This is a genomic window from Bradyrhizobium sp. AZCC 1721 (assembly GCF_036924715.1).
In the GTDB taxonomy this organism is placed as follows: domain Bacteria; phylum Pseudomonadota; class Alphaproteobacteria; order Rhizobiales; family Xanthobacteraceae; genus Bradyrhizobium.
On sequence record NZ_JAZHSB010000001.1, the window covers coordinates 5,697,469 to 5,722,160 of the forward strand.

The following is a 24,692-nucleotide window of genomic DNA, read 5'->3' on the forward strand; positions in this document are numbered from 1 at the left end:
GTCGAGATTCGTGCGCCAGCGCGCGGCGGCGCGCAACCGGGAACCCGGCACAATTCCCGTTATTCAGCGTGACCTCGTCGCCACTCCCCGGCCTCGATCACATAAACGCCCCGGCTGCCGCGCTTGGGCTCCGCAATCGTCTGCCGGTAACGCATTCCGAGCTTCTCAAGCGCGTGAATTGACGGCACATTTCTCGGGTCGACCAGTCCGAGCAATCTTTCGCATTTGAGTTGGTCGAACCCGAAAGCGAGCTGCGCCTTCCCAATTTCGGTCGCGATCCCCGGCCCCATACCCGGCGCGCAAGGACAAACCCGATCTCAAAATCGTTAGTTCCCAACGCATCGCATGGGGACAAGCCGGCAAAGCCGATGATTTCACCCGCAGGCTTTTCGGCCAAAACCGCCATCCCCGTGGGGCTGCCACCGAAGGTGAAGAATCGCCGAATGAAATCCTCGGCAGCCTCCCTTGCCAGCGGCGCTCCGGCGAATGCAAAGCGCATTACATCGCTATCGCCAAGAATCAGATCCCGCAGGACCGATATGTCCCTTTCAGCCGCAGCGCGCAGAATCAGGCGCGGCGTTGTCAGAATGACGAGCGGCTGCTCTTCCGACGCTGGCGCGGGCTGCTGGTTCATCAAACCGCAATACGGCAATTCACCGGCCGGGAGAAGTGGCGCTGCCGCAACGTCGCGCGTTTAATCCGGCAGGTGCACCCGCCGGTCCTCGCCGACCTCGATACCGGGCGCCACCACGACTTCCCAAATGTGGTTGTCGGGATCGCCGAAATAGCCGGAATAACCGCCGTAATCGGTCTTGTGCGCCGGCTTCAACAGCGACGCGCCGCAGGAGATGGCGAAATCGAGCGCAGCGTCCACCTCCTTTGTAGAGCTGCAATTCCAGGCGAGCGTCGTGCCGCGAAACGTCTTCGGCCGCGGCTGATCCGGCAGCTTGGCGTCGCCGGCGAGTTGATCCCACGGGTAGAGCGCAATCACCGTGCCGCCGGTGTCGAAGAAAGCGACGGCCTCACCGGTTGCGCGCATTTTTCTTGCAAAACCGAGCGCTTCATAAAAGGCGATGCTGGCGCGCATGTCGCTGACGCCGAGCGTGATGACCGTGAACCGGGGGATTGGCCTGCCAGTGCTCATGCAAATCTCCATCCGTCATTGCGAGAAGCGGAAGCGGCGACGTGTCCGCCGTAGCTCGTAGAGCGAAGGCGGAAGCAATCCATTCTTCCTTGCTTGGCGCGATGGATTGCGTCGCGGAGCCTGTCATCGGGCGCGCATTCGCGCGACCCGTTGGCTCACAATGACGACAACGACCTAGAACAAACTAAGTTGCTGTCCGCTTCGCTTCGGCTTGACGAAATGATCGGTCGTCAGTTTCGAACGCCGCTTGTTGAGGCCGAGCTTCTCGCAGGCGATTTCGAACCGCCGCCCGATCATCCAGGCCATCGGGCCGGTGCCCTTCATCCGCGTACCCCATTGCGAGTCGTAGTCGCGCCCGCCGCGCATGTCGCGGATCAGGGTGAAGACGTGACGGTAGCGGTCGGGATAATTCGCCATCAGCCATTCGCGAAAGAGGTCGCGCACCTCAAGCGGCAGCCGGAGCAGCACGTAGCTCGCCTCCTTGACGCCGGCGTGAGCCGCAGCATCGAGAATCCGTTCGATCTCGGAATCGTTCAGCGCGGGAATAACGGGTGCGACCATCACGGTGGCAGGGATGCCGGCCTGCGACAATTGCCGCAGCGCCTCCAGCCGCTTCGGCGGCGTCGAGGCGCGCGGCTCCATCGTGCGGGCGAGCTTGGGGTCGAGCGTGGTCACGGAAATCGCAACCTTTGCCAAATTACGCTTTGCCATTCGCTGCAGAATATCGATGTCGCGCGTCACCAGCGCCGATTTGGTGACGATGCCGACGGGATGACCGGCCCGATCGAGGACTTCGAGAATGCCGCGCATGATCTTGTGCTCGCGCTCGATCGGCTGATAGGGATCGGTGTTGGTGCCGATCGCGATCATGCGCGGCTCGTAACCGGGCGCCGCCAATTCTTTCTCGAGCAATTCTGGCGCATCCGGCTTGGCGAGCAGTTTGGATTCGAAATCGAGCCCGGGCGACAGGCCGAGAAAGGCGTGGGTCGGCCGCGCGAAGCAGTAGACGCAACCGTGCTCGCAGCCGCGGTACGGATTGATCGAGCGGTCGAAACCGATGTCGGGCGAGTCGTTGCGGGTGATGACCTTGCGCGAGGTATCGAGCGATACCGTGGTCTTGAACGGCGGCAGCTCGTCCAGACTCTGCCAGCCATCGTCGAAGGCGACCCGCGCCTCGGCTTCGAACCGGCCGCTGTCGTTGGACTGCGCGCCGCGGCCGCGCCGCCGCTGGCGTTCGATGGCGACCGCGAGTTCGGGAAAAGGTGTCGCACCCGCCGGTTCGGCGGGCGGCTTGACCGGCGGGTGCTTGAGGGCATGAGAGGATGCTCGGCTCATGAAGCGAACATAGCACGCACCAAGAACAAATCAAGAACATAACCGACAACAATTCACCGGAAGCGCAGACACCGGCGACGGAGCCGGCGCCCGATGCCGCAAAAATCTGCACGCAAGCGGCTGTTTTGATTGTGACAAGATGATAACTGTGCAGCGTTTTTCACTGCTCGAGCCATCGAAAACCTCACTCATGTTGAGCGTGATCATTCCGACCGAAGGAATAGAACAGCCCGCCGTCGCCACGCTGGCAGCGTTGGTGCCGGGAGCCGCAGCCGGCGTCATCCGCGAGGTCCTGCTGGTCGACCGGGCCGGCAACGGCGTGATCGAACGGGTGGCCGACGTGGCCGGTTGCCGCTTTCTTAAGTTCGAGGGAACACGCGCCGCGGCATTGGCCGCCGGGGCGCGGGTGGCGCGCTCGCCATGGCTGATGTTCCTGCACGCCGGCGCGGTGCTCGACAGCGGCTGGATCGACGAGACCACACAGTTCATCCAGAACGTATCGCTCAGCGGCCGGCCGCGCGCCGGCGTCTTTCGCTATGCCCGATCGCCCTATGCCGATACGAGCCTGCGCGACGGCTTGAAGTTCATGGCCCGCATGATTGTCGGACCGTCGGCGGAACAGGGGCTGTTGATTGCCCGCGATCATTATGAGCGGCTTGGCGGCCATGGCGTGGATTCCCGCCGTCCCGAGACGCGGCTTTTGCGCCAGCTCGGCCGCGCCTCACGCACCCAGTTGCGCAGCCGGATCATGGTCGTCGCCTAAAGCGATACACCGCAGGCCCGGACACAAAATATCGAAAACAACCCCATGCAAAGTAGAAGCGGGACGAGCCGGGCGCCTCCCTCATGAGAATATACTTGCCAAAGTCAAATATCTATTTGACAATGACAAATATCGAGGTGCCCGAGGTCCCAGATGAATTCCGAACAAGAAGTCGCGGCCGTTCGCGCCTTCAACCGCTTCTATACCCGCAAGCTCGGCATCATCGAGCCGAAGCTGCTGCACAGCCCCTTCACGCTGCAGGAAGCGCGCATCATCTACGAGATCGCGCATCGCCCGGCCTGCACCGCCACCGACCTCACCCGCGACCTCGGGCTCGATCCCGGCTTCCTGAGCCGCACCCTGCAGGCGCTGCAGCGCCGCCAGATCGTGACGCGAAAGCCCTCAAAGGATGACGGCCGCGTCAACGAACTCTCGCTGACCGCCAAAGGCCGCGCCGCCTCTGCCGAGCTCGAGCGCCGCTCGCGCGAGGAGGTCGGAAGCCTGCTCGCTTCGCTCGAAGACAGTCAGCGCGCCGCTGTCGTGCAAGCGATGACGACCATCGAGCAGGCGCTGGAACGGCCCACGGCGAAGCCAGCCGCCTTTCTCCTGCGCAGCCACCGGCCCGGCGACATCGGCTGGGTGATCTCGAGCCAGGCCAAGGCCTATGCCGAGGAATATGGCTGGGACATCAGCTACGAGGCACTGGTCGCCGAGATCTGCGCGCAGTTCATCAGGAACTTTGATCCTTCGCGCGAGCATTGCTGGATTGCCGAAGCTGGCGGCGAGCCACTCGGCTCGATCTTTCTGGTGAAGGGCAGTGATGACGTCGCCAAGCTGCGGCTGTTGCTGGTGGAGAAAAAAGCGCGCGGGCTCGGCGTCGGCCGCGCGCTCGTCGAGCAATGCGTCCGCGCGGCGCGCGAGAAAGGCTACAAGAAAATGACGCTGTGGACCCAAAGCATCCTTGTCGCCGCGCGAGGCATCTATCAGGCCGCGGGCTTCCGTCGCGTCAAGGAAGAGCCGCACCATAGCTTTGGCGTCGATCTGGTCGGCGAGACCTGGGAGCTGGATCTGTGAAGCCCGGGCGCCGCGATACCTCGCGGCGCGTCACGCCGGAATTGCTCGCGTTCCATACCAGGCGCGCGCATCAATTGCGCGTCGAGGCCTGGCACAACATGTGGCGTGCGTTATGGGCGTTGCTGGTCAGGCTGAAGCGCCTTGGGCTTTAGGCCGCCGCAGGTGCTCATCCAGCCGCGGCATGATCTCGACGAAATTGCACGGGCGCGTGCGGTAGTCGAGCTGGGCGGCGAGAATGCCGTCCCATGCATCGCGGCAAGCGCCCGGCGATCCCGGCAGGCAGAAGATGAAGGTCGCCCCCGCCACGCCGGCGGTGGCGCGGCTCTGCACCGTCGACGTGCCGATCTTGGCATGGCTCAGCATGTGGAAGGCGATGGAAAATCCATCCATCCGCTTTTCGAACAGCGGCTCGACCGCCTCCGGCGTCACGTCACGGCCGGTGAAACCAGTGCCGCCGGTGGTAATGATCGCATCGACGCCAGGATCGGCGATCCAGCGCTTGATGATGACGCGGATCGCATCGACGTCGTCGACAATGATCTCGCGCGCGGCAAGATGATGGCCTGCCGCCGTCAGCCGGTCGGCCAGCGTGGCGCCGGATTTATCGTCCGCCAGCGAGCGGGTATCCGAGATCGTCAACACCGCGATGTTCAGCGGCACGAATTGTTTGGTTTCGTCGATGGAGGACATGTCGCTTTCCCCGTGTCCCGGACGCGGTGCAGCGCGAAGCGGTGCGCCGCAGAGCCGGGACCTATGTGTGTCCAAGTGGTTTGGGCCCCGGATCAGCAGCGCATCGCCGGAGTCGCGCGGAGCGCGATCCCGGACGCGCTGCGCAGCATCCGGGGCACGAGACCATCACAACGCTCCCGCCGCAAACGTGTTGCAGGCCTGCACCGTGCCCTGCTGGTAGCCGGTCATGAACCACTGCTTGCGCTGCGCTGCCGAGCCATGGGTGAAGCTGTCGGGCACCACCCTGCCCGTCGACTGCCGCTGCAGCGTGTCGTCGCCGATCGCGGTTGCCGTTTTCAGTGCCGCGTCGATATCGCCGGGCTCGATGAAGCCCGGACGCTTCTTCTCTTCGCGATTGACCCAGACGCCGGAAAGACAATCCGCCTGCAGCTCGACCTTGACCTGCAGCGCATTGGCTTCCGCCTTGCTGCCGGCCTGCTGCTGCAGCCGTGTCACGCGCGGCAGGATGCCAAGCAGGTTCTGGATGTGATGTCCCGCTTCATGCGCGATGATGTAGGCGGCCGTGAACTTGCAGGCACTGCCCGAACAGCCGCGGAAGCGCGTTTCGACTTCGCGGAAGAAACTGGTGTCGAGGAAGATCTGCTTGTCCGGCGGGCAGTAGAACGGCCCCATCGCCGACTGCGCCATGCCGCAGCGGCCGCCATTGGTGGCGTTGCGAAACAGCACGATGCGGGGACCGGTGTAATTTTGGCCGCTGGACTGGAAGATCTCGCTCCAGCGGTCGTCGATCTCGCCGAGAATGCCTGCTATCATGCTGCCGACTTCATCCTTCGGCGCGCCGGTCTTGGCCGGCCCGGACCGGCGATCGGTCTGGTAGGTCGGCGCCTGACCGCCGCCGGTCAGGATTTCGGCGCCGCCGATCAGGATGCGTGGATCGATGCCGAAGGCGTAGCCGACGAGGCCGAGCACGATGATGGTGCCGATGCCGAGCCCGCCGCCGCCCATCGGCAGGCCAAAGCCGCCGCCGCCGCCACCCATTCCGCCGCCGCCCTGGTCGCGACGGTCTTCGATGTCGTCGCTGCGGCGGAAATCATCGTAACGCATGGCGCTATTTCCTCATCCCCGGCTGTCGGCCCGAACCTTCAACGCGGCAATCACGTAAAATTTCCATTCCATTAATCAATAACCCGCCCGGCAAAAATTGCCTAGTGCGCAAGCCACCGCAATCTCTGCTGGCAATCTGGCCGATGATCTCTCTTCGCATTCTGCGTCGATAACTTTGTTGGTTAAGTCGATTTTTACTTTGCCCGGTCAATGTATCGCCAGTCGGTTGTTTAGTCCCGCGTCGCCGACAGCGTCGCCTGAGTCAGAGTAATTGAGTCATGGTTGTGTCGCGTCGCGGGGCGTCTGCAAGGGCGCCCCGCACCAAATTTGAGTCTGACTCAAGCGTGCGTATCGTCGTCGGCGATTGCGTCGCCGAGATGTCGAAGCTTCCGGCCGGTTCGGTCGATCTGGTGTTCGCAGATCCCCCGTACAACCTGCAGCTCAAGGGCGATCTGAAGCGTCCCGATGAATCCCATGTCGATGCCGTCAACGACGACTGGGACAAGTTTTCATCGTTCGCCGCTTACGATGATTTCACCCGCGCCTGGCTGCTGGCCTGCCGCCGCGTCATGAAACCGTCGGCAACGCTGTGGGTGATCGGCTCCTACCACAACATTTTCCGCGTCGGCGCGATCATGCAGGACCTCGGCTTCTGGGTCCTCAACGACATCGTCTGGCGCAAGACCAATCCGATGCCGAATTTCCGCGGCCGCCGCTTCACCAATGCCCATGAAACCATGATCTGGGCGGCGCGCGACGAGAAGGCCAAGGGCTATACGTTCAACTATGAGGCCCTGAAGGCCGCCAACGAGGACGTGCAGGCGCGTTCCGACTGGCTGATCCCGCTTTGCACCGGCGAAGAACGCCTCAAGGGCGCTGACGGCAAGAAAGTGCACCCGACCCAGAAGCCGGAAGGGTTGCTGGCGCGCGTGCTGCTGTCGTCGTCAAAGCCCGGCGATCTCGTGATCGATCCCTTCAACGGCACCGGCACGACAGGCGCCGTGGCAAAGCGTCTCGGCCGCCGATACATCGGCTTCGAGCGCGAAAAGACCTATGCGGCTGCGGCCGAAGAACGCATCGCAGCGGTCGAACCGCTGCCCGAGGCGACGCTGGCGCCGTTCATGACGGCGCGCGACGCCCCGCGCGTGGCATTCTCCGAACTGATCGAGCGCGGCATGATTCCGCCCGGCACCAAACTGGTCGACTCCAAGAAGCGCCACGGCGCGCTGGTCCGCGCCGACGGCGCCATCATGCTCGGCGACAAGGTCGGCTCGATCCACCGCATCGGTGCGGTCGCCCAGGGCTCCGGCGCCTGCAACGGCTGGACCTTCTGGCACGTCGAGACCAAGAACGGCCTCAAGCTGATCGACGAACTGCGCGCCGAAATCCGCTCCGAAATGGCGGCGGGGTAAGGCCTGGTTCACCACATCGCGTCCGGGTGCGCGGTCCGATGGCAGGGCCGCGCCAAAGCACCGTAACATGCGTACGGTTTGCGGGCCGACATGGCTCAAAATGCGACTTGCCCAGACCATGCGCAGCCGGCGTGATTGGCCGGCATGGCAGCCGTGCCGCGCTTGCAGGTGGCGTTGTGCCTTTTCGCCCCTATTTGAAGGCAAATAAGCTATATTCATTTTCCCATTGCGAGATTACTGCCATGCGCACACGAGGCTCCGAGTCCTTCATTGTGCTGCCGCTGCTGCCGATCTTCCTGATCGGCCTGTTTCCGATGCTGCTGTTGAGCTTGCTGGGTCCGGCTGGGCTGATCATCCTCGGCATTCTGGTCGCCTGCGCAGGTCTGACCGACATTCTCGACGCCAGCGGCACTTTCAGCGAGCAGATCATCGTCCACGGCTATGCGCGAGGATCGGAACGCGCGGGACAACGAACGGCGCTGCGTTCGGAAGTGCGCTTCGCATCCGTCATGATCGCTGCCGGTGCGGGCCTGGCCGTCGCCGGCATAGGCGGTCTGGCGCTGTCTTAAGGGTCCGCCCCCGCCGGTCACAAACTCCTCGCTTGCGCATCCCGCAAAATTTGAGCATGGACGTGGCGCCCGGCGGTAATGCGCCGCTTGCCACCCAAGTTTTCCTTGCAAGAAGCAATGGAGGAGAATTCCAAATGCTCAAGTTCTATTTCAACGGCTCGCCCAACCCGACCAAGGTCGCGCTCTTCCTGGAGGAAGCCGGCATCGCGTATCAGCCGGTCGCCATCGACACCCGCAAGGGCGACCAGTTCAAGCCGGAATATCTCGCCATCAATCCGAACGCCAAGGTACCCGCCATCGACGACGACGGCATCACAGTGTTCGACAGCAACGCCATCCTGCTTTATCTGGCGGAAAAGACCGGCAAGTTTCTGCCCGCGAACACGCCAGCCAACCGCGGTGAACTGCTGTCATGGCTGATGTTCGTCGCCACCGGCGTCGGGCCGTTCTCCGGCCAGGCCGTCCACTTCAAGCATTTTGCGCCGGAAAAGGTCGACTACGCCCACAACCGCTACCAGTTCGAGGCGCAGCGACATTTCGGCATTCTCAACGATCATCTGGCCAAGCGTCGCTACATGGTCGGCGACACCTACACCATCGTAGACATGGACGTGTGGGGCTGGGCACGCATGATCCCCTTCGTTCTCGGCGAAGAAGCGGCCGCAAAATATCCCAACGTCAAGCGGCTGGTCGACGAGATCTCGGCCCGTCCGGCAGCGGCCAAGGCGATCGCGCTGAAGGACAATTTCAAGTTCAAGGCCGAGATGGACGACGAGGCCCGCAGCAACATGTTCAGGCATCTGTCGGTGAAGGCCGCTTGAGCGCAGCACAATGGATGAAACGGCGCCCTCGCGGGCGCCGTTTTTGTTTCAGTCATCACTTTCGCCAGAACGGCTTGGCCGCCTCCGCGGCGACCTCCGACCAGCTCGTGCCGATATCCTGCAACTCGCGATCGCTCATCGCGGCCAATTGATGCCGGACGCGAGCGCGCCTGCGCCAGATCCGCATAACCGCAAGGGCTCTTGTCGCGTACGCTCCGGCCCCTGCAAGTGCAGTTCGTCGCGCGGCCGACTCTCCGCGCAAACGCGGTTCAATGTCTTAAACCGCGGCAGCAAGCTTCCGCTCTGCCGGGATCGGCCCGAGCACACGCTCGACCAGCGCGGAGTCGCAATATTCCCTGATCTCCTTGATCTTGCCGTCCTCGATGCGCCAGACCATGCAATATTGATTGTCGTAGCGGACGCCGTCCTTGGTGATGTTGTCGCCGCGCGCTTCGACGACAACGTAATCGCCTTCCGCGATGAAGTTGAAGGCCACCGTGCGCGGGCGTGCGGTAGCGAGACGTGAGCGCAAATGGCCCATCAGCCCGTTATTGATCGCATCGCGCCCCCTAAATTCGTGCGACCACGAATACTGGCCGGTAACGATCCAGGTTGCGTCCTCGGCAAGGTTGTCGAGAAATGTCGTCCCGCTCCGGTTGGCGGAATCCGTGTAGACCTGCTGCACTAGTTTCTTGTTCGCTGCTGCGCTCATGGCGGCTTCTCCTTTGATCGGATGTCGACATCATCGCGCGCCGCGCGGCATTCTTCCAATCAATAGCGAATATGATATATATTCACTCTATGAATTTGAATTCGCTTGACCTCAATCTGCTGGTGGCGCTCGACGCGCTCTTGAGGGAAACCAGCGTCAGCCGCGCCGCGATGCGGATCGGGCTGTCGCAGCCGGCGGCGAGCCACGCGCTGCAGCGGCTGCGCGACCTGATCGGCGATCCGCTGCTGGTTCGAACCGGCGCGCACATGGAATTGACGCCGCGGGCGCAAGCCCTGCGCGCGCCGCTGGCGCAGGCGCTCGACCAGGTGCGCTCGCTGTTCATCGCCGATGAGTTCGACGCCGCGCGGAGCGAGCGCCAGTTTCGCCTGATGATGCCGGATCTGGCGGTCGAACTTCTGATGCCGCCGCTGATGGAGAAGATCACCAAGGCTGCGCCGAACGTCCGGATCGACGTGGTACCATGGCGCGGGCCGGCGATCTTCACCGCGGAATTCGCTCGCACCATCGATCTCGTGATCTCGATCGGCAACGCCTTCACCGGATTTCATCGGCAACGTCTCTACACCGACAGCGATGCGCTTGCCGTCCGGCGCGGTCATCCCGCCGGCGCGCGGCTGAAGCGGATCGAAAGCTTTCTCGACGCGCGCCATGTCGCGGTCGTGATCCGCGGCCAGAGCGAGGACCTGATCGACATGTGGTTGCGCCCCAAGGGCATCGAGCGACGGATCGCGCTGGTCGTGCCGGGCTATCTCGAGGCGCTGCACGTCGCCGCGCGCACCGATCTCGTCGCCTTCGTGCCGCGCCGGCTGATCGGTGCGCTGTCGAAGCAATTGTCGCTTTCAACCGTCGCGCCGCCGCTCGATCCCGGAATCGACGAGCAGTTCATGTTCTACCCGACCCGCGCCCAGATGGACCCCGGCTCGATCTGGCTGCGCAACATCATGCTCGGCATCGGCCGCGAGATGGAGCGCGCCACGATTCGTGCGTCATAACAACTGTCGTCCCTGCGAACGCAGGGACCCATAACCACAGCGCGATGTTGCTGAAACGAGCTGTGGTCCCAGCGAAGCACAACATTGGCGTTCGTGGTTGGGTCCCGGCTCGCGCTTCGCTTGGCCGGGACGACGGCTTAAGCCTTCTCTTCCGCCATCACCTTCTGCACCGCCGGCCGGTCCGACATCCGCTTGCGGTGAGCGGCCACCTTCGGCAGCGTCGCGAGATCGACGCCGTCGCCTTCCAGCCAGCCTGCGATCGTATACAGATAGGGATCGCAGATCGTGTACTGCTCGCCCATCACCCACGGCCCCTTCAGCATGTCGCGCTCGATCAACGCAAAGCCGGCGGCCATGGTCTCCGGCACCTTGCGCTTCATATCGGCAAACGAGGACTCCTCGGCCGCCCAGCGATAGCCGCGCATTTTGTGGGCGTGCGACACATGCACGGTGGAACAGAGATAGCTGTTGAAGGACTGCGCCTGCGCGAAGGCGAAGGGATCTTCGGGCGCAAGCTGCGCCTTCGGAAAACTGCTCGCAATGAAGGCGAGGATCGCCGGCGTTTCGGTCAGCGTGCCGCGGTCCGTCACCAGCGCGGGCACGCGGCCCTTCGGGTTGATGGCAAGATATTGCGGGGTGGTCTGCTGGCTGTTCTTGAAGTCGAGCCGCTCTGCCGTGTAGGGGGCGCCGGCCTCTTCCAGAGCGATATGCGATGCGAGTGCGCAGGTGCCGGGGGCGTAGTAGAGCTTGAACATAGCTGTCCTCACGGGAAAGCCGGACGTTAACGGCATGCTCATCCGCCGTCCACACCCAAGTGTGTGGAGCGGCCTTCGCAGTTCAATTCGCCCGCGGCTGAAGCGTTCCCTCGATATAGACGCTGACGATCGTATCGTCGGGGGGATAGTGCTCGGGAGCCACCGCTGTTAGCTGGGCCTGGATGCACTTCCACGCGCCGTTCTCTAACAGATATGTGTCGGTGTACATGGTCATGCCGGTCACTTCGTTGCCGTCGCGGCGGCGGATGTGCTTGTTGGTCGAGCGCACCAGCGCAACGTCGCCGATGATGGTGATGAACTCGTCACGGACGTCCCAGTAGACGATAACGTTAGGATCGAAGGCGGTCGCCCAATAGTTCAAATAGGTCGCGCGATCCCACCGCTGGCCGGTCGGCCAGATATTGATGAAATCAGGATGCAGTAGTGCATCGTGCGAGGCCACGTCGCGCGTTACGAAATTATGGATGAAGCGGGCGTTCAGGGCACGCAGCTCGTCCATCGTCGCGGCCGACTGATGATCACGCAGGGCATGTTGCATCTTGATCTCCCGGAGTTTGAAGGGCCATCTGGCGCGCCTTCTCGGCGGTCGCATTATCAGCCGGAAAGAAGCACTCGATCTTGATCTGCTGCAGAGCTGCGTCCATCGGCATCGCCAGCGTCGTGAAGGTGGAGAAGAAGGCGAGACGATAGTCGCCCTTGGCCAGGTGCATCGTCATGACCGGCGAAGACGCCTGCGGATGCCGCGGCAGCCGCCAATCGGCCGACAACCCCGGATAGGCCATGATTTCATCGAGCAATTGCGCCGCGGCCCGGCTGCCCTGGGCGACGTCGCGGTGCAGGATCTGGATCAACTGTCGCGCGAACTCGTCCCAGTTCAACATGAACTGCCGCAGGCCCTTTGGATGAAAGACGACGTGCATGGCGTTGTCTGCAAGGCGATTTTCCATCTCATACGAATCGCGGAAAGGCTTTAGCAGGCGGGCCGACGCCTGATTACGGATGCGAACGTCCCAATGCCCGTCGATCACAATGGCAGGATACGGCTCCTGCTGCCGGAGAATGAAGTCCAGCGCCTGCCGCACCGGCTGCAAATTCTCGGCCGCCAGCCCCTTGTCGCCGTAGGGCGGCACGAAGCCCGCAGCGACGTGCAAGGCATTCCTCTCCTCGAGCGGCAGATCGAGCGCGCTGCCGAGTAGCTGCACCATCTCGCGGCTCGGCTGCGACCGGCCGGCCTCCAAAAAGCACAAATGCCGGGCCGACACGTTTGCGTCCGCCGCCAGTTCGATCTGGGTCAGCCGACGAACGCTGCGCCAGTGCTTCAGCAGGCGGCTGAAATGTCCAGCCGGGATTTCGTGCGAGTTCGTGTCTGAAGCAGCCATCCCGACAATCTAGAGCATCGCTTCGGAAGGGCAATTACCTCGGATGTAAGTGACGAGCTTCGGAATTCCTTGCAGAGTGAACCCTGTAGAGACCCGAAGTTCAAGGACAGCACGGATGGACAAAAGCGCAATCGCGAAAACCGTAACGCAGTACATGGCGGCATGGAACGAGCCGGACGATGCGGCTAGACGCACCCTGCTCGCGCAATGCTGGAGCGACAACGGCGTTTATCTCGATCCGAACGTCTCGCTGGCCGGACGCGACGCGCTGGTGGAGAAGATCGGTGAGGTGCTGGCCAGCCGGCCCGGCGCGCGGCTGGAGTTCATGAGCGGCATCGATGTCCATCACAACATGGTCCGCTTCCTCTGGCGCCTGGTGCGTGCGGATGGAACCTGCGGCGACACCTCGATCGATTTCGGCGAGGTCGGTCCCGATGGCCGGCTAATCAGGATCGTCGGCTTCTTAGGCCCGGCCCCGCCGCTTCCGTAAACTAGGCCGTGACTCACAAACTTGGTTGCGTGAAGCGCTGAAGTAAGCTGACCAGCAATGCGGAGCACGAGGCAATCGGCTGGTTTCGCCGGAGCCTCCAGGCCACCGGAATCACGCGCTCTCACATTTTCAATTCGCAGCCGCGTTGGCGCTGGTGGGAGACCTGAAAGAGGCGCGATCCGTCGCCGCGGCCGGACTCGCGCTCGATCCCAGCTTCACGATCCGCCGCTACCGCATCAACGCCAAAGGCGACAACCCGGCCTATCTCGCCAAACGCGAATGCTTCTACGAGGAATGCGTTTGGCCGGCCTGCCGGAGGGGTAATGTCGGCCTCGGGGTTGGAAAGGATGCGCCGTGGATAGCCCAATGTCCGCTATGGGTTCACAACTCCGCCGCAGTCGTCGCCTCCGGACGACACGCCAATTTGTCGTAGCGGCGCACTTACCGCCGACCGAGCCGTGGGGCCGGTCAGTCACGCTGACTTACTATGTCAGTTGTCCGGAGTGAAGTTGCCGACATCGGGTCCAGTGTTCAGCCTTCAGGTTCTAACCAATTTGAGACATTGTGCTTTTTTGATGCTGTTTCTCAGGCGCCTCGGGTCGAGTATAATTTCGTTGCCCTTGAAACGGGACAGCCGAAATCGCCGTCCGGGGCGAACGAGCAGCACTGATGCCATCGGCAGGCACGCTCTCTTAACAGACCGACGCTTTTTTTCGGTTCGCACCACCATTCACATTCCACGAAATGCGCGCGCCGCTTCTGCGGCGGCTCGTTGCGCGACCTCTGGAGAAAAGCGATGAACAAGATCGATCGAAGGTCAGCATTGGGAATCGGGTTGGCAGCGGCTTCGGCGGCCATGATGAAGCCAGCCGCCGCTCAAACCACGGGCTACAAGGACACGACGCCGTGGCCCGGTGTCGTGGTGCGTGCTTATGATGGCGAGACACCATCCATCATTCCCGGTTTTAAGACCGTCTCAATGCGCGATGTCATTATGCAGCCGGCATCGAAGACAGCCGGCCCCCCGATGATGAATGCCATGATCTGCCATATCACCGAAGGGGAGCTTCGGCTCGAGCAGGACGAAAAGACCTTTACGGCCAAGAAGAACTTTGTCTGGACCTGCAACAAGGACACAAAAGAGCAGGCGTACAATGACGGAAACGTGGTCGCGATCATGCGGATCACGGACCTGAAGGCTTAAGGCTCCTTATCTTCGTAAGAGACTGATTCTAGGTCCGGATGGCGCACTCGACGAGGCGCCATCCGCGGAATGTCGACCGCCAACGAGCTAATTGCTGGGGGTTCGAAGATGATGTGAGCATCTTACCATTCAAGGGGAAAATGCTATGGCGTCCCAGCCGGAACAGGGGAAGATCGAACCGAAGACAATCTTTCGGCATGTCTACGGTGTCTATCCCTCGATGGCGATGCTGGCCGGGATGCAGCTCGACGTCTTTACCCCGCTCAAGGACGGGCCGATGAGCGGCGCGAGACTAGCGGAAGCGTTAGATGTTCCACAAGAAAAGCTTCGACCGCTGCTATACGCGTTGGTCAATGCCGAGTTGCTCAGGATTGAAGACGATCAGTTCGCCAACACGCCCGAGAGCGATCGCTATCTGGTGCGCGGCCAGTCGACTTATCTCGGCGGCACGCATGAGCTGTATTCCGATCTTTGGAGTGCGGCTCTCACGGCAGGCCAGTCGATCCGCACCGGCACGCCCCACAAGAAGCATGATTTCGCAGCTATGTCGGATACCGAGCTCGCCGCCTTCTTTCGCGGCCTCCATGCGGGGGCGCTGGCGACCGGCCGCCAGCTGGCTGCAAGCCGTGGCTTCACCGGTCGCCGACATCTTATAGATGTCGGCGGCGGCTCAGGGGGGCTGGCTATTGCTGCTTGCCAGAATTGCCCCGATCTCCGCGCGACAGTGTTTGAGCTGCCGCGGGTCGCCGAAATTGCCCGATCCTTCGTCGAGGAGGCGGGCATGACAGACCGCGTACAGGTGCGCGCGGCCGACGTGCTGGCGTGCACGCCCGAAGGGCGCTTCGATGTCGCGGTGCTGCGCAATTTGATCCAGGTGCTGGGGCCTGATGAGGCGCGCTGCGCACTGCACAATATTGGCGACGCAATCGAGCCGGGAGGCCTGCTCATCATCGTTGGCCATGTCCTGCACGACAGCCGACTCGAACCTGTCGAGGCTGTGGGGTTGAACCTTGTCTTCCTCAGCATTTATGATGCGGGCCAGGCCTATACCGAGCGCGAGCACCGCAGCTGGCTCGGCGAAGCTGGTTTCGCTGACATTGAGGTTCAATACGGCGCCGCGCCGGCTGGGACGAGCATCGTGCTGGCGCGAAAAACTAGATGATGCGCCCCTCCCTAGAAGCCCAAACCCATGCAACCGCATCGGGTCAAGGCCATTGATGTCCGTTCCGGCGCCACAGTGAGGGACTTGCCGCCCCTTCGCAGTTGCCCCCTGCCCTCCCTCATGCCATGACGCCCGGGAAGCAACAGGGGCGTACCATGACTGTTCTCATCGCGGGCGGCGGCATCGGCGGGCTGACGCTAGCGCTCAGCCTGCATCAGATCGGCGTATCAGCTAAAGTTTTCGAAAGCGTGCCCGAACTGCGACCGCTCGGCGTCGGCATCAACGTGTTGCCGCATGCGGTGCGCGAGCTGATCGAGCTCGGCCTGCATGATGTGCTTGATGCGGCCGCCGTCCGCACCAAGGAGCTCGCGTATTTTTCCAAACACGGCAAGCCGATCTGGAGCGAGCCGCGCGGCATCGAGGCCGGTTACAAATGGCCGCAGTTCTCGATCCATCGCGGCGCGCTGCAGCAGATCCTGCTCGATGCCGCAATCGAGCGGTTGGGAAGAGAGAACATCCTGACCAGCCATCACCTCTCCGGCTGGACCGAAACGGAGAATGGCGTCCGCGCCGAATTCATCGACAAGGCGACTGGCAAGTCGAAAGGCGCTCACGATGGTGCGCTGCTGGTCGCGGCCGACGGCATCCATTCGGCGGTTCGGGAAAAGCTCTATCCCAACGAAGGCCCGCCGATCTGGAATGGACGCATCCTGTGGCGCGGCATCACCGACAGCGACGCCTTCCTGTCCGGCCGCACCATGATCATGGCCGGCCACGAGATCCTGAAATTCGTCTGCTATCCGATTTCGAAGCAGGCCGACAGCGCCGGCAAGTTCCGGATCAATTGGGTGGCCGAGCGGCACATGCCGCCGACCTATCAGTGGCGGCGCGAGGACTACAACCGCACCGCAAAGCTCGAAGAGTTTCTGCCCTGGTTCAAGGACTGGAAGTTCGACTGGCTCGACGTGCCCGGCCTGATCGAGAACTGCCCGCACGCCTACGAATATCCGCTGGTAGATCGCGATCCGATCCCGCAATGGACATTCGGCCGGGTCACACTGATGGGCGATGCCGCGCACCCGATGTACCCGATCGGCTCCAACGGTGCGTCGCAGGCAATTCTGGACGCCCGCGTCATCGCCCGCGAGATCCTCGCGAAAGGCACGACCAATGCCGCATTGTCGGCGTATGAAGCCGAGCGCCGGCCCGCCACGACCGACCTCGTGATGCTCAACCGCCGAAACGGCCCCGAGCAGGTGATGCAGATGGTCGAGGAACGCGCGCCTGATGGCTACAACGTCGTGACCGACGTGCTCTCGCTGCAAGAGCTGGAAGACATCGCCGCCAATTACAAGCGCGTCGCCGGCTTCCAGGTCGAAGGCCTCAACGCCAAGCCGCCGATTGTTCAGATTATGCGGGAAGCGTCGCGGGCTGGCGCCGGCTAAAAAACCAAGGCATCGGCATGAGCGACTGGCTGCATAATTTACCGGTGTGGGCCATGGCGCTGGTCGTCTTCGGCTTCACCTATCTGCTCGCCATCGCCGTTTTCCTGGGCGTGACCGCCCTCGCGACGGAGGAGCGGGCAAAGTCGTTCAAGACCATCTCTCCAGGCATGCTGCCGGTACTGGGCATCATGTTCGGCCTGTTCGTTGCATTCACCGCTGCGCAGGTCTGGAATGACGGTGACCGCGCCGCCGCGGCGGTGAGCCGAGAAGCAAGCGCGCTGCGAGCTGCGATGCTTCTCGCCGCCGGCTTGCCCGCGGAGAATGAGGCCAAGTTGCGCGGTCTCGTTCGCGACTATGTCGAACACTCCGCAACGGTGGAATGGCCGATGATGGCGCGCCAGACAGCCTCGCTGCGGGCCGCTCCGCCGGCGCTCGTCGAAGCCCTGCAACTCGTCGTCGCGATCGCGCCACAGGGAGAAGGTCAGCAGAACGCGCAGCGCGAAATCATCTCCGCACTTCAGTCCGCCCTGGATGCGCGAAGGCAACGCATCATTGTCAGCCAGGCTGAGGTGAACCGGGTCAAGTGGTGGTGCCTCTATCTGCAGGCGATATGTGAGCTGCTGGTGATCGCGATCGTTCACTGCGACAATCGGCTGGCGTCGGCCATTGCGTTGGCGCTGTTCGCGACCGGTGTTGCCGCGTCAGTGCTGCTGATCGCCGCACATGACCGACCGTTTACGGGCCAGATATCAATCGGTCCGGAGCCCCTGCTGCAAATCATGCCGAGCGATCTCACCAGCCGGTAAACGGCTTGCGGCCCGCCCGGCCTTATCAAACTATCGAATGGCCTTTGTGCTCTCGACCAGCCGCGCGCTGGTCGTAGCCGTCGCCAGCAGCGTGCCATCCTCGGCCGTCAGCCGTCCCTCGACAAAGGCGACGGTCTTGCCGAGCTGGGTGACATTGGCCTCGCCCGTGATCGGCCCCGGCCTGGCGGGGCTGAGAAAATTCACCGTCATGGTGATGGTTGCGGTGTAGAGCCTTCCCTCGGTCATGGCGAACACCGCAGGCCCCATGGTGTCGTCGAGCATCGCCGAGAGAATGCCGCCCTGCACGAAGCCGGCCGGGTTACAGAACTCCCGCTTGCCGTCGAATCCGATACGGATCCAGCCGTCCTTGGGACGCGCGTCAAGCAGATGCCAGCCGAGCAATTTGGAAGATGGCGGGGCGGTGAAATTGTCGAAGACAGTGCTGATCATGGGAACCTCCGTGAGGCTCCCTCCTAACGCAGCCCTCCTGCCAGCATGGTGTCAGCAGCAAACAGTCTCGCATCTTCAAATGTCCAGCCCGTGGGCAATCGCCTTGCGCATCACATTGGGCAACGCCTCGTCGGCGAGCGTTGCAATCGGCACCCAGCGCATGCCCGCAGGTGCCCGCGTGCGCGCGGCGACATCGGCGGTGTAGATCACGAGCTCGAGCGGAAAATGCGTGAATACGTGAGTGACGACGCCGGTCTTGCGGTGCCAGCGCGTCACGCCGTTGACCTGAGGCGCCTGCTTCAGCGCCATCTTGTCGTCCTGCCCGGCGAGCCAGGCCGAGCCGGGTACTTCCGTCATACCGCCGAGCAGGCCTTTCTCCGCCCGGGTGCGAACGAGGAGTTCGTCGCCGCGGGTGACGATGAAGGCGGCTCCGTGGCGCAGCGTTCCCGCTTTCTTCGGCGCCTTGCGCGGAAAGGTCTCCTGATCGCCGCGCAGGCGAGCGGCGCAATCATCATTCAGCGGGCACAGCGCACAAGCGGGCTTCTTTGGCGTGCAGATCGAGGAGCCCAGATCCATCAGCGCTTGCGCGCTGTCGCCCGCACGGGATTCCCCCAATAGTGTCTCCGCCAATTCCCCGATCAGCGGCTTCGCCTGCGGCAATGGCTCCTCGACCGCGTAAAGCCGCGACACCACGCGCTCGATATTGCCGTCGACCGGCATGGTTCGGATATCGAAAGCGATCGCTGCGATGGCCTTCGCCGTGTAAGGCCCGATTCCCGGCAATCGGCGCAGGCCTTCCTCGGTATCGGGAAATATCCCGCCATGGTCACGCAGCACGGCGACCGCGCAGGCATGCAGATTGCGCGCGCGCGAATAGTAGCCGAGCCCGGCCCACATCCGCAGCACGTCATCCAGCGACGCGCGGCCGAGCGCAGCGACATCGGGCCAGCGCGCCAGAAATTTCTCGAAATACGGCCCGACCGTTTTGACGCCGGTCTGCTGCAGCATGATTTCCGACAGCCAGACCCGATACGGATCGGCCCGCTCGCCCGCTGCCGCCCGCCACGGCAAGCGACGGCGATGACGGTCGTACCAATCGAGCAGCAGCGCGGGGCGGGAACCGCTTCCGGCAGGTACTGCCTGTCGTTTGATTTTTGCGGCCGCGGACGACGTCATCCACCTACTTTAGTGCCGGAACGCAAATCTCTCCACGTCATGGCCGGGCTTGTCCCGGGCATCCACGTCTTTCTTGCGTTGATCGGATACGTGGACGGCTGGGTCAAGCCCGGCCATGACGAGGTTGCACTGGCGATTTCTACCGCAATTGGCGCCGTGTTATAGAGCCCCATGGCAAAACCCCTCCCGATCTCGGCGAAACCTCTCTCCGTCCTGCTCAGCGACGTCTTTTCCGACGCCTATGCCAAGCAGGGATTTGCCGCACGCGAACTGGTGACGCGCTGGGCCGAGATCGCCGGCTCCGAGATCGCCGCCCATTCCGAGCCGCTCAAGATGCAATGGCCACGGCCGGTGGAGGGGCAGCCGCAGGAACCGGCAACCCTGGTACTGCGGGTGGAGGGCCCGATGGCGCTGGAGATCCAGCATTCCTCCGACGTGATCCTGCAACGGGTCAACCGCTTTTTCGGCTGGAGCGCGGTCGGCCGGCTGGCGCTGCGGCAGGCGCCGCTGTCGCGGCGAAATCGCCCCGCGCCGCCCCGCGCGCCCGACCCGAAATCGGTCGCGAAGGTGGCCGAAACCCTGTCCGCCGTAGAGGATGAGGAACTGCGCGCTGCGCTGGCCCGGCTCGGCGCCTCGATCAAGCGAAATTGAGCCCACAGCGCGGCACGACCGCCACGACCCGCCATTGCCACAACTGGCGTTTCAAGCTAGCGAAGGCTTCTTTTTCGCAGTTCTTTCGGGCGTGAACGCGCCATTCGGGAGCAGACTTTGATGATCACGCGCCGCGCCTTCACCGCCGCTCTCTCGCTGACCGGGCTTGGCCTGCTCGCCGGCTTCTCGCCGCTGCGACTGATCACCGATGCGATGGCGCAGAGCCCCGCTGACGTCGCCAAGCCGCAGTCGCTGCCCGACATGGCGCTCGGGCCCGCCAACGCGACCGTGACCATCACCGAATACGCCTCGATGACCTGCCCGCATTGCGCCGCGTTCGGCGAAAAAGTGTTTCCGAAGATCAAGTCGGAATTCATCGACAGCGGCAAGATCCGTTACGTGTTCCGGGAATTCCCGCTCGACATCAAGGCGGCTGCTGGATCGATGCTGGCCCGCTGCATCGCCAAGGATGACGCCCCGAAATATTTCGCCGTCATCGATCTCCTGTTCAAGCAGCAGAACGACTGGGTGGCGAAGAATACCACGGAGACGCTGATCCGGATCGGCAAGCAGGCCGGGCTTACGCAAACGCAGGTCGAGGATTGCCTGAAGGATCAGGCGCTGCTCGACAAGATCGCGGCCGACCAGAAATATGCCGCCGAGGTGCTGAAGGTGCAGTCGACGCCTACCTTCTTCATCAACGGCGAGATGATCAAGGGCGAGCAGAGCTTCGAGGAGTTCGCAAAGCGCATCAATGCAATGCTGAAGAGCTGATTCGCGCGAACCGGATTCATTCGCGCTCGTAAGTCCAGCAAAAGGCGCCACACAAGCGCCTCAAATCCCTTGGGAAAAGCCCGCGGGGGCGTTGCTCTCCGGCCTCGGCCTCGCCATTGTCGCGGCTCATAAGCGCCGCAACGGGCGGCTCATCCACACTGACATTGCCTTCTATGGTATTGTCACGGCAGGGAGATTCGCGCCCGGCCAACAGAGAATTGTGTTCATGAAACTCACGCGCCTCCGCCTCCACGGTTTCAAGTCGTTCGTCGAACCCACTGATTTCATGATCGAACCCGGCCTCACCGGCGTGGTCGGACCGAACGGCTGCGGCAAATCGAATCTGGTCGAAGCCTTGCGCTGGGCGATGGGCGAAACTTCGCACAAATCGCTGCGCGCCGCGGACATGGATGCGGTGATCTTCGCCGGTTCCGGCAACCGTCCGGCGCGCAACCACGCCGAAGTGACGATGACGATCGACAATGCCGATCGCACGGCGCCGGCCGCCGTCAATGACAGCCAGGTGCTGGAAATCTCCCGCCGCATCGAGCGCGAGGCCGGCTCGGTCTATCGCATCAACGGCCGCGACGTACGCGCCCGCGACGTGCAGATCCTGTTTGCCGACGCCGCCACCGGCGCGCGATCGCCGGCGCTGGTCCACCAGGGCAAGATCGGCGAGATCATTCAGGCCAAGCCCGAGCAGCGCCGCCGCGTGCTGGAAGATGCCGCCGGCGTCGCCGGCCTCCACGCCCGCCGCCACGAGGCCGAGCTGCGGCTGAGGGCTGCCGAAACCAACCTCACCCGCGTCGAGGACGTGATCGGGCAACTCTCCGGCCAGATCGACGGGCTGAAGAAGCAGGCGCGGCAGGCGATCCGGTTCCGCGAAGTTGCGGCCAAGGTGCGCAAGGCGGAGGCCACGCTGTTCCACCTGCGCTGGCTGGAGGCCAATGCCGACGTCGCGGAAGCCGCGCATACGCACGACGTCAACGTGCGCGAGATGGCCGAGCGCACCCGCGAGCAGGCCGAAGCGGCGCGTATCCAGGCGATCCGCGCTTCCGAATTGCCGGCCTTGCGCGAAGGCGAAGCTCGCGCCGCGGCGGGACTGCAGCGCCTCACCAACGCCCGCGAACAACTCGACCGCGAGGAAGAGCGCGCCAAGGAGCGTGTCGCCGAGCTCGACCGGCGGCTGAATCAGTTCACCGCCGACATCGCGCGCGAACAGCAGCAGACATCCGATGCCGAGATCGCGCTGCAGCGCCTCGACACCGAGGACGCCGAGCTGAAGGAAGAGATCAAGTCACGCGTCGAAAAGCGTTCTGGCGTCGACGAGCGCGTGTCGGAAGCGGAAGCGACACTGGCCGCGGCCGAGCGCATGTTCGGCGAACTGACCACGGCGCTCGCCGACCTCACCGCCAAGCGCAACCAGTTAGAGGCCGGCGTGCGCACCCATCGCGACCGGCTGGCCCGGCTCGACCAGGAAATTGCCACCGTCCAGGCCGACGAAGAAAAGCTCGCGCAGGAGACCGGCAATCTCGGCGACCTCGACGCGCTCGCCGCCGCCATGGAGACCGCGCAGGAAACGCTGGCCGTATCCGAAGCGGCAGCGCAAGCCAACGAGACCGGCCACATCGCCGCACGGCAAAAGCTCGAAGCTTCCCGCGCTCCGCTCACCGAGGCCGAAAAGCGCGTGCAGCGGCTCGAGACCGAAGCGCGCACGATTTCAAAACTGGTCAATGTCGAGACCAAGAATCTGTGGCCGCCGATCATCGACGGCGTCACCGTCGCCAAGGGCTATGAGAAAGCGCTCGGCGCCGTCCTCGGCGACGATCTTGACGCGCCCGTCGATCCCTCCGCGCCAATGCGCTGGACCAATGCCGGTGCAAGCTTCGACGATCCGGCCCTGCCGGACGGCGTGGAGGCGCTGGCTGCGCATGTCGAGGCGCCGGCCGAACTGGCACGCCGTCTCGCGCAAATCGGCGTCGTGCCGAAGGAGCGTGGCGCGGAGTTCGTTTCGCAATTGAAGACCGGCCAGCGGCTGGTCTCGCTGGAAGGCGACGTCTGGCGCTGGGACGGCTTTGTCGCCGCCGCGCATGCGCCGACCGGTGCCGCTCGGCGTCTGGCCGAACGCGCCCGCCTGGTTGATATCGAACACGAGCTGGACCAGGCCCGCACTGACGCCGCTGCCAAGCGGCAGGCCCTGGATGACGCCGAGGCGGAACTGAAGATGGCATCCGCTGCCGAAACCGCCGCCCGCGAGGCCTGGCGGGCCGCGCAGCGCGAGGCCGATGCGGCGCGCGAACGCCATGCCGCGACCGAGCGCGAGATCAATCGCCACGCCGCGCGCAAATCGGCGCTGACCGAAGCCCATACCCGTCTTGCCGCCGACCGCAGTGAAGCGGAGGCCGCGCATGAGAGCGCCACTGCCGCGCTGACCGAACTGCCGCCGACGGATGAGACGGAAGCGAAACTGAGCGCCGTTCGCACCGAGATCGACGGACACCGACGCTTTGCCGCGCAGGTGCGGGCCGAAGCCCAGGCGCTGGCGCGCGAAGCTGAATTGGCCGACAAGCGCGTACAGGCGATCACGGCCGAACGCACCGAATGGCAGAACCGCAAGCAAAGCTCGGCCTCACAGGTCGCCACCGTCGAGGCGCGCATCACCGAAGTAACGGCCGAGCGCGCCGAGCTTGAAAATGCACCGGCCGTGTTTGCCGAAAAGCGCCGCGCGCTGATCAACGAAATCGAGTCTGCCGAAGGCGCCCGCCGCGTCGCCGCCGACGCATTGGCCGCCGCCGAAAGCCTGATGGCGGAGACCGATCGCGCGGCCAAGGCATCGCTCGAAGCGCTCTCCTCTTCCCGCGAGGCCTGCGCCCGCGCCGAGGAACGCATGGAGGGCACCAAGCGCCGGCTTTCCGACATCGAGCGCGAAATCCACGACATGCTCGAAGTCGAGCCGCACGCCGTCGCCACGCTCGCCGAGATCGAGCCCGGTGCGGAATTGCCGCCGCTTTCCGAAATCGAGGAAAGCCTCGAAAAGCTGCGCCGCGACCGCGAGCGCCTTGGCGCTGTCAATCTGCGCGCCGAGGAAGAATTGCGCGAGGTCGAGACCCAGCACACGGCGCTGACCACCGAACGCGACGATCTGGTCGAAGCCATCAAGCGGCTGCGCCAGGGCATCCAGAGCCTCAACAAGGAAGCCCGCGAGCGGCTGTTGACCTCGTTCGAGACCGTCAACGAGCACTTCAAGCGGCTGTTCGTCGAACTGTTCGGCGGCGGCGAAGCGGCGCTTCATCTGATCGAGAGCGACGATCCGCTGGAAGCCGGCCTCGAAATCATCGCCAAACCACCCGGCAAGAAGCCGCAGACGCTGTCGCTGCTTTCGGGTGGCGAGCAGGCGCTGACCGCGCTGGCGCTGATCTTCGCGGTGTTCCTCACCAACCCGTCGCCGATTTGTGTGCTGGACGAAGTCGACGCGCCGCTCGACGACCACAATGTGGAGCGGTTCTGCAACCTGCTGCACGAGATGACCTCGTCGACGGAAACCCGCTTCATCATCATCACGCACAACCCGATCACGATGGCGCGGATGAACCGGCTGTTCGGCGTCACCATGGCCGAACGCGGCGTCTCGCAACTGGTCTCGGTCGGCCTCGACGACGCCGTGAAGATTTTGGATCAGAACGTGGCGTGAGGCAGTTCGCCTGCCCAGTTGACGTCATCATCCGCGAAGGCGGATGATCCA

General features: G+C 63.5%; 27 protein-coding genes and 1 pseudogene. 16 read left to right on the forward strand and 12 right to left on the reverse strand.

Annotated features, from left to right (window positions below; genetic code table 11):
- Positions 1 to 59: 59 nt before the first annotated feature.
- The 3 genes and pseudogenes from V1273_RS34135 to V1273_RS27240 form a co-directional block, all read right to left on the reverse strand.
- Positions 60 to 634, reverse strand: a pseudogene (locus V1273_RS34135) (GNAT family N-acetyltransferase).
- Between the two features lie 60 nt (positions 635 to 694).
- Positions 695 to 1,144 (reverse strand): VOC family protein, encoded by a 450-nt coding sequence (locus tag V1273_RS27235; RefSeq protein ID WP_334364442.1) that lies wholly within the window; start codon positions 1,142 to 1,144, stop codon positions 695 to 697.
- A 174-nt stretch (positions 1,145 to 1,318) separates the two neighbouring features.
- Positions 1,319 to 2,479 (reverse strand): PA0069 family radical SAM protein, encoded by a 1,161-nt coding sequence (locus V1273_RS27240; RefSeq protein WP_334380822.1) that lies wholly within the window; start codon positions 2,477 to 2,479, stop codon positions 1,319 to 1,321.
- 190 nt (positions 2,480 to 2,669) lie between these two features.
- Between V1273_RS27240 and V1273_RS27245 the strand changes: the two genes are divergently transcribed.
- The 3 genes from V1273_RS27245 (at position 2,670) to V1273_RS27255 (ending at position 4,468) form a co-directional block, all read left to right on the forward strand.
- Positions 2,670 to 3,242, forward strand: coding sequence for a glycosyl transferase (locus V1273_RS27245; protein WP_334380821.1), 573 nt, complete (start codon positions 2,670 to 2,672; stop codon positions 3,240 to 3,242).
- Between the two features lie 153 nt (positions 3,243 to 3,395).
- Positions 3,396 to 4,316: a bifunctional helix-turn-helix transcriptional regulator/GNAT family N-acetyltransferase gene (locus V1273_RS27250; protein WP_334411490.1), complete on the forward strand. Its 921-nt coding sequence runs from the start codon at positions 3,396 to 3,398 to the stop codon at positions 4,314 to 4,316.
- Positions 4,313 to 4,468, forward strand: a complete 156-nt coding sequence (locus V1273_RS27255) for a hypothetical protein (RefSeq protein ID WP_334411491.1) — start codon at positions 4,313 to 4,315, stop codon at positions 4,466 to 4,468. Before V1273_RS27250 ends, V1273_RS27255 begins: the two co-directional genes overlap by 4 nt.
- Here the strand turns inward: V1273_RS27255 and moaB are convergent.
- Positions 4,443 to 5,006 (reverse strand): molybdenum cofactor biosynthesis protein B, encoded by a 564-nt coding sequence (moaB, locus tag V1273_RS27260; RefSeq protein WP_334411492.1) that lies wholly within the window; start codon positions 5,004 to 5,006, stop codon positions 4,443 to 4,445. The genes V1273_RS27255 and moaB overlap by 26 nt on opposite strands.
- Positions 5,007 to 5,171: 165 nt before the next feature.
- Complete coding sequence (gene ypfJ, locus V1273_RS27265; protein WP_334411493.1) at positions 5,172 to 6,110, reverse strand: KPN_02809 family neutral zinc metallopeptidase; 939 nt, start codon at positions 6,108 to 6,110, stop codon at positions 5,172 to 5,174.
- A gap of 278 nt (positions 6,111 to 6,388) precedes the next feature.
- On the opposite strand from ypfJ, the gene V1273_RS27270 reads away from it, so the two are divergent.
- The 3 genes from V1273_RS27270 (at position 6,389) to V1273_RS27280 (ending at position 8,912) form a co-directional block, all read left to right on the forward strand.
- A complete protein-coding gene (locus V1273_RS27270; protein WP_334364448.1) occupies positions 6,389 to 7,522 on the forward strand; it encodes a site-specific DNA-methyltransferase in 1,134 nt (377 codons plus the stop codon).
- Positions 7,523 to 7,764: 242 nt separating this feature from the next.
- A complete protein-coding gene (locus V1273_RS27275) occupies positions 7,765 to 8,091 on the forward strand; it encodes a hypothetical protein (protein ID WP_334364449.1) in 327 nt (108 codons plus the stop codon).
- A gap of 134 nt (positions 8,092 to 8,225) precedes the next feature.
- Entirely contained in the window at positions 8,226 to 8,912 is a 687-nt protein-coding gene (locus V1273_RS27280) for a glutathione S-transferase family protein (RefSeq protein WP_334411494.1), read from the forward strand.
- A gap of 55 nt (positions 8,913 to 8,967) precedes the next feature.
- On the opposite strand, the gene V1273_RS27285 is transcribed toward V1273_RS27280, so the two are convergent.
- A complete protein-coding gene (locus tag V1273_RS27285) occupies positions 8,968 to 9,099 on the reverse strand; it encodes a DUF1127 domain-containing protein (RefSeq protein ID WP_334364451.1) in 132 nt (43 codons plus the stop codon).
- A 90-nt stretch (positions 9,100 to 9,189) separates the two neighbouring features.
- Entirely contained in the window at positions 9,190 to 9,624 is a 435-nt protein-coding gene (locus tag V1273_RS27290; RefSeq protein WP_334411496.1) for a nuclear transport factor 2 family protein, read from the reverse strand.
- A gap of 89 nt (positions 9,625 to 9,713) precedes the next feature.
- On the opposite strand from V1273_RS27290, the gene V1273_RS27295 reads away from it, so the two are divergent.
- A complete protein-coding gene (locus tag V1273_RS27295) occupies positions 9,714 to 10,637 on the forward strand; it encodes a LysR family transcriptional regulator (protein ID WP_334411497.1) in 924 nt (307 codons plus the stop codon).
- A 137-nt stretch (positions 10,638 to 10,774) separates the two neighbouring features.
- Here the strand turns inward: V1273_RS27295 and V1273_RS27300 are convergent, their stop codons facing one another.
- The 3 genes from V1273_RS27300 to V1273_RS27310 form a co-directional block, all read right to left on the reverse strand.
- Positions 10,775 to 11,392, reverse strand: coding sequence for a glutathione S-transferase family protein (locus tag V1273_RS27300; protein WP_334412272.1), 618 nt, complete (start codon positions 11,390 to 11,392; stop codon positions 10,775 to 10,777).
- A gap of 82 nt (positions 11,393 to 11,474) precedes the next feature.
- Positions 11,475 to 11,951 carry a nuclear transport factor 2 family protein gene (locus V1273_RS27305; RefSeq protein ID WP_334380816.1) on the reverse strand — a complete coding sequence of 159 codons (477 nt, stop codon included), beginning with the start codon at positions 11,949 to 11,951 and terminating at the stop codon, positions 11,475 to 11,477.
- On the reverse strand, positions 11,932 to 12,792 hold the full coding sequence (locus tag V1273_RS27310; protein WP_334411498.1) for a helix-turn-helix domain-containing protein: 861 nt from the start codon (positions 12,790 to 12,792) through the stop codon (positions 11,932 to 11,934). The genes V1273_RS27305 and V1273_RS27310 overlap by 20 nt, the downstream gene beginning before the upstream one ends.
- Positions 12,793 to 12,907: 115 nt before the next feature.
- On the opposite strand from V1273_RS27310, the gene V1273_RS27315 reads away from it, so the two are divergent.
- The 6 genes from V1273_RS27315 (at position 12,908) to V1273_RS27340 (ending at position 17,899) form a co-directional block, all read left to right on the forward strand.
- Positions 12,908 to 13,282, forward strand: a complete 375-nt coding sequence (locus V1273_RS27315; RefSeq protein ID WP_334411499.1) for a nuclear transport factor 2 family protein — start codon at positions 12,908 to 12,910, stop codon at positions 13,280 to 13,282.
- Between the two features lie 154 nt (positions 13,283 to 13,436).
- Positions 13,437 to 13,715: a hypothetical protein gene (locus V1273_RS27320; protein ID WP_334411500.1), complete on the forward strand. Its 279-nt coding sequence runs from the start codon at positions 13,437 to 13,439 to the stop codon at positions 13,713 to 13,715.
- Between the two features lie 363 nt (positions 13,716 to 14,078).
- Positions 14,079 to 14,486, forward strand: a complete 408-nt coding sequence (locus V1273_RS27325; RefSeq protein ID WP_334411501.1) for a hypothetical protein — start codon at positions 14,079 to 14,081, stop codon at positions 14,484 to 14,486.
- Positions 14,487 to 14,631: 145 nt separating this feature from the next.
- Complete coding sequence (locus V1273_RS27330) at positions 14,632 to 15,648, forward strand: methyltransferase (protein ID WP_334411502.1); 1,017 nt, start codon at positions 14,632 to 14,634, stop codon at positions 15,646 to 15,648.
- A gap of 155 nt (positions 15,649 to 15,803) precedes the next feature.
- Positions 15,804 to 17,093 (forward strand): flavin-dependent oxidoreductase, encoded by a 1,290-nt coding sequence (locus V1273_RS27335; RefSeq protein ID WP_334380813.1) that lies wholly within the window; start codon positions 15,804 to 15,806, stop codon positions 17,091 to 17,093.
- Between the two features lie 17 nt (positions 17,094 to 17,110).
- Positions 17,111 to 17,899 carry a bestrophin-like domain gene (locus V1273_RS27340; RefSeq protein WP_334411503.1) on the forward strand — a complete coding sequence of 263 codons (789 nt, stop codon included), beginning with the start codon at positions 17,111 to 17,113 and terminating at the stop codon, positions 17,897 to 17,899.
- 30 nt (positions 17,900 to 17,929) lie between these two features.
- Here V1273_RS27340 and V1273_RS27345 read toward each other — a convergent pair whose 3' ends face one another.
- A complete protein-coding gene (locus tag V1273_RS27345; protein WP_334364460.1) occupies positions 17,930 to 18,349 on the reverse strand; it encodes a PaaI family thioesterase in 420 nt (139 codons plus the stop codon).
- 75 nt (positions 18,350 to 18,424) lie between these two features.
- Positions 18,425 to 19,525, reverse strand: coding sequence for an A/G-specific adenine glycosylase (gene mutY, locus V1273_RS27350; protein WP_334411504.1), 1,101 nt, complete (start codon positions 19,523 to 19,525; stop codon positions 18,425 to 18,427).
- Between the two features lie 171 nt (positions 19,526 to 19,696).
- Here mutY and V1273_RS27355 point away from each other — a divergent pair, with 171 nt between their 5' ends.
- The 3 genes from V1273_RS27355 to smc all read left to right on the forward strand — a co-directional run bounded on the left by V1273_RS27355 (position 19,697) and on the right by smc (position 24,641).
- Positions 19,697 to 20,176: a DUF721 domain-containing protein gene (locus V1273_RS27355; protein ID WP_334380810.1), complete on the forward strand. Its 480-nt coding sequence runs from the start codon at positions 19,697 to 19,699 to the stop codon at positions 20,174 to 20,176.
- Between the two features lie 117 nt (positions 20,177 to 20,293).
- A complete protein-coding gene (locus V1273_RS27360) occupies positions 20,294 to 20,950 on the forward strand; it encodes a DsbA family protein (protein ID WP_334411505.1) in 657 nt (218 codons plus the stop codon).
- A 226-nt stretch (positions 20,951 to 21,176) separates the two neighbouring features.
- Entirely contained in the window at positions 21,177 to 24,641 is a 3,465-nt protein-coding gene (smc, locus tag V1273_RS27365) for a chromosome segregation protein SMC (RefSeq protein ID WP_334380808.1), read from the forward strand.
- The last annotated feature ends 51 nt before the right edge of the window (positions 24,642 to 24,692 follow it).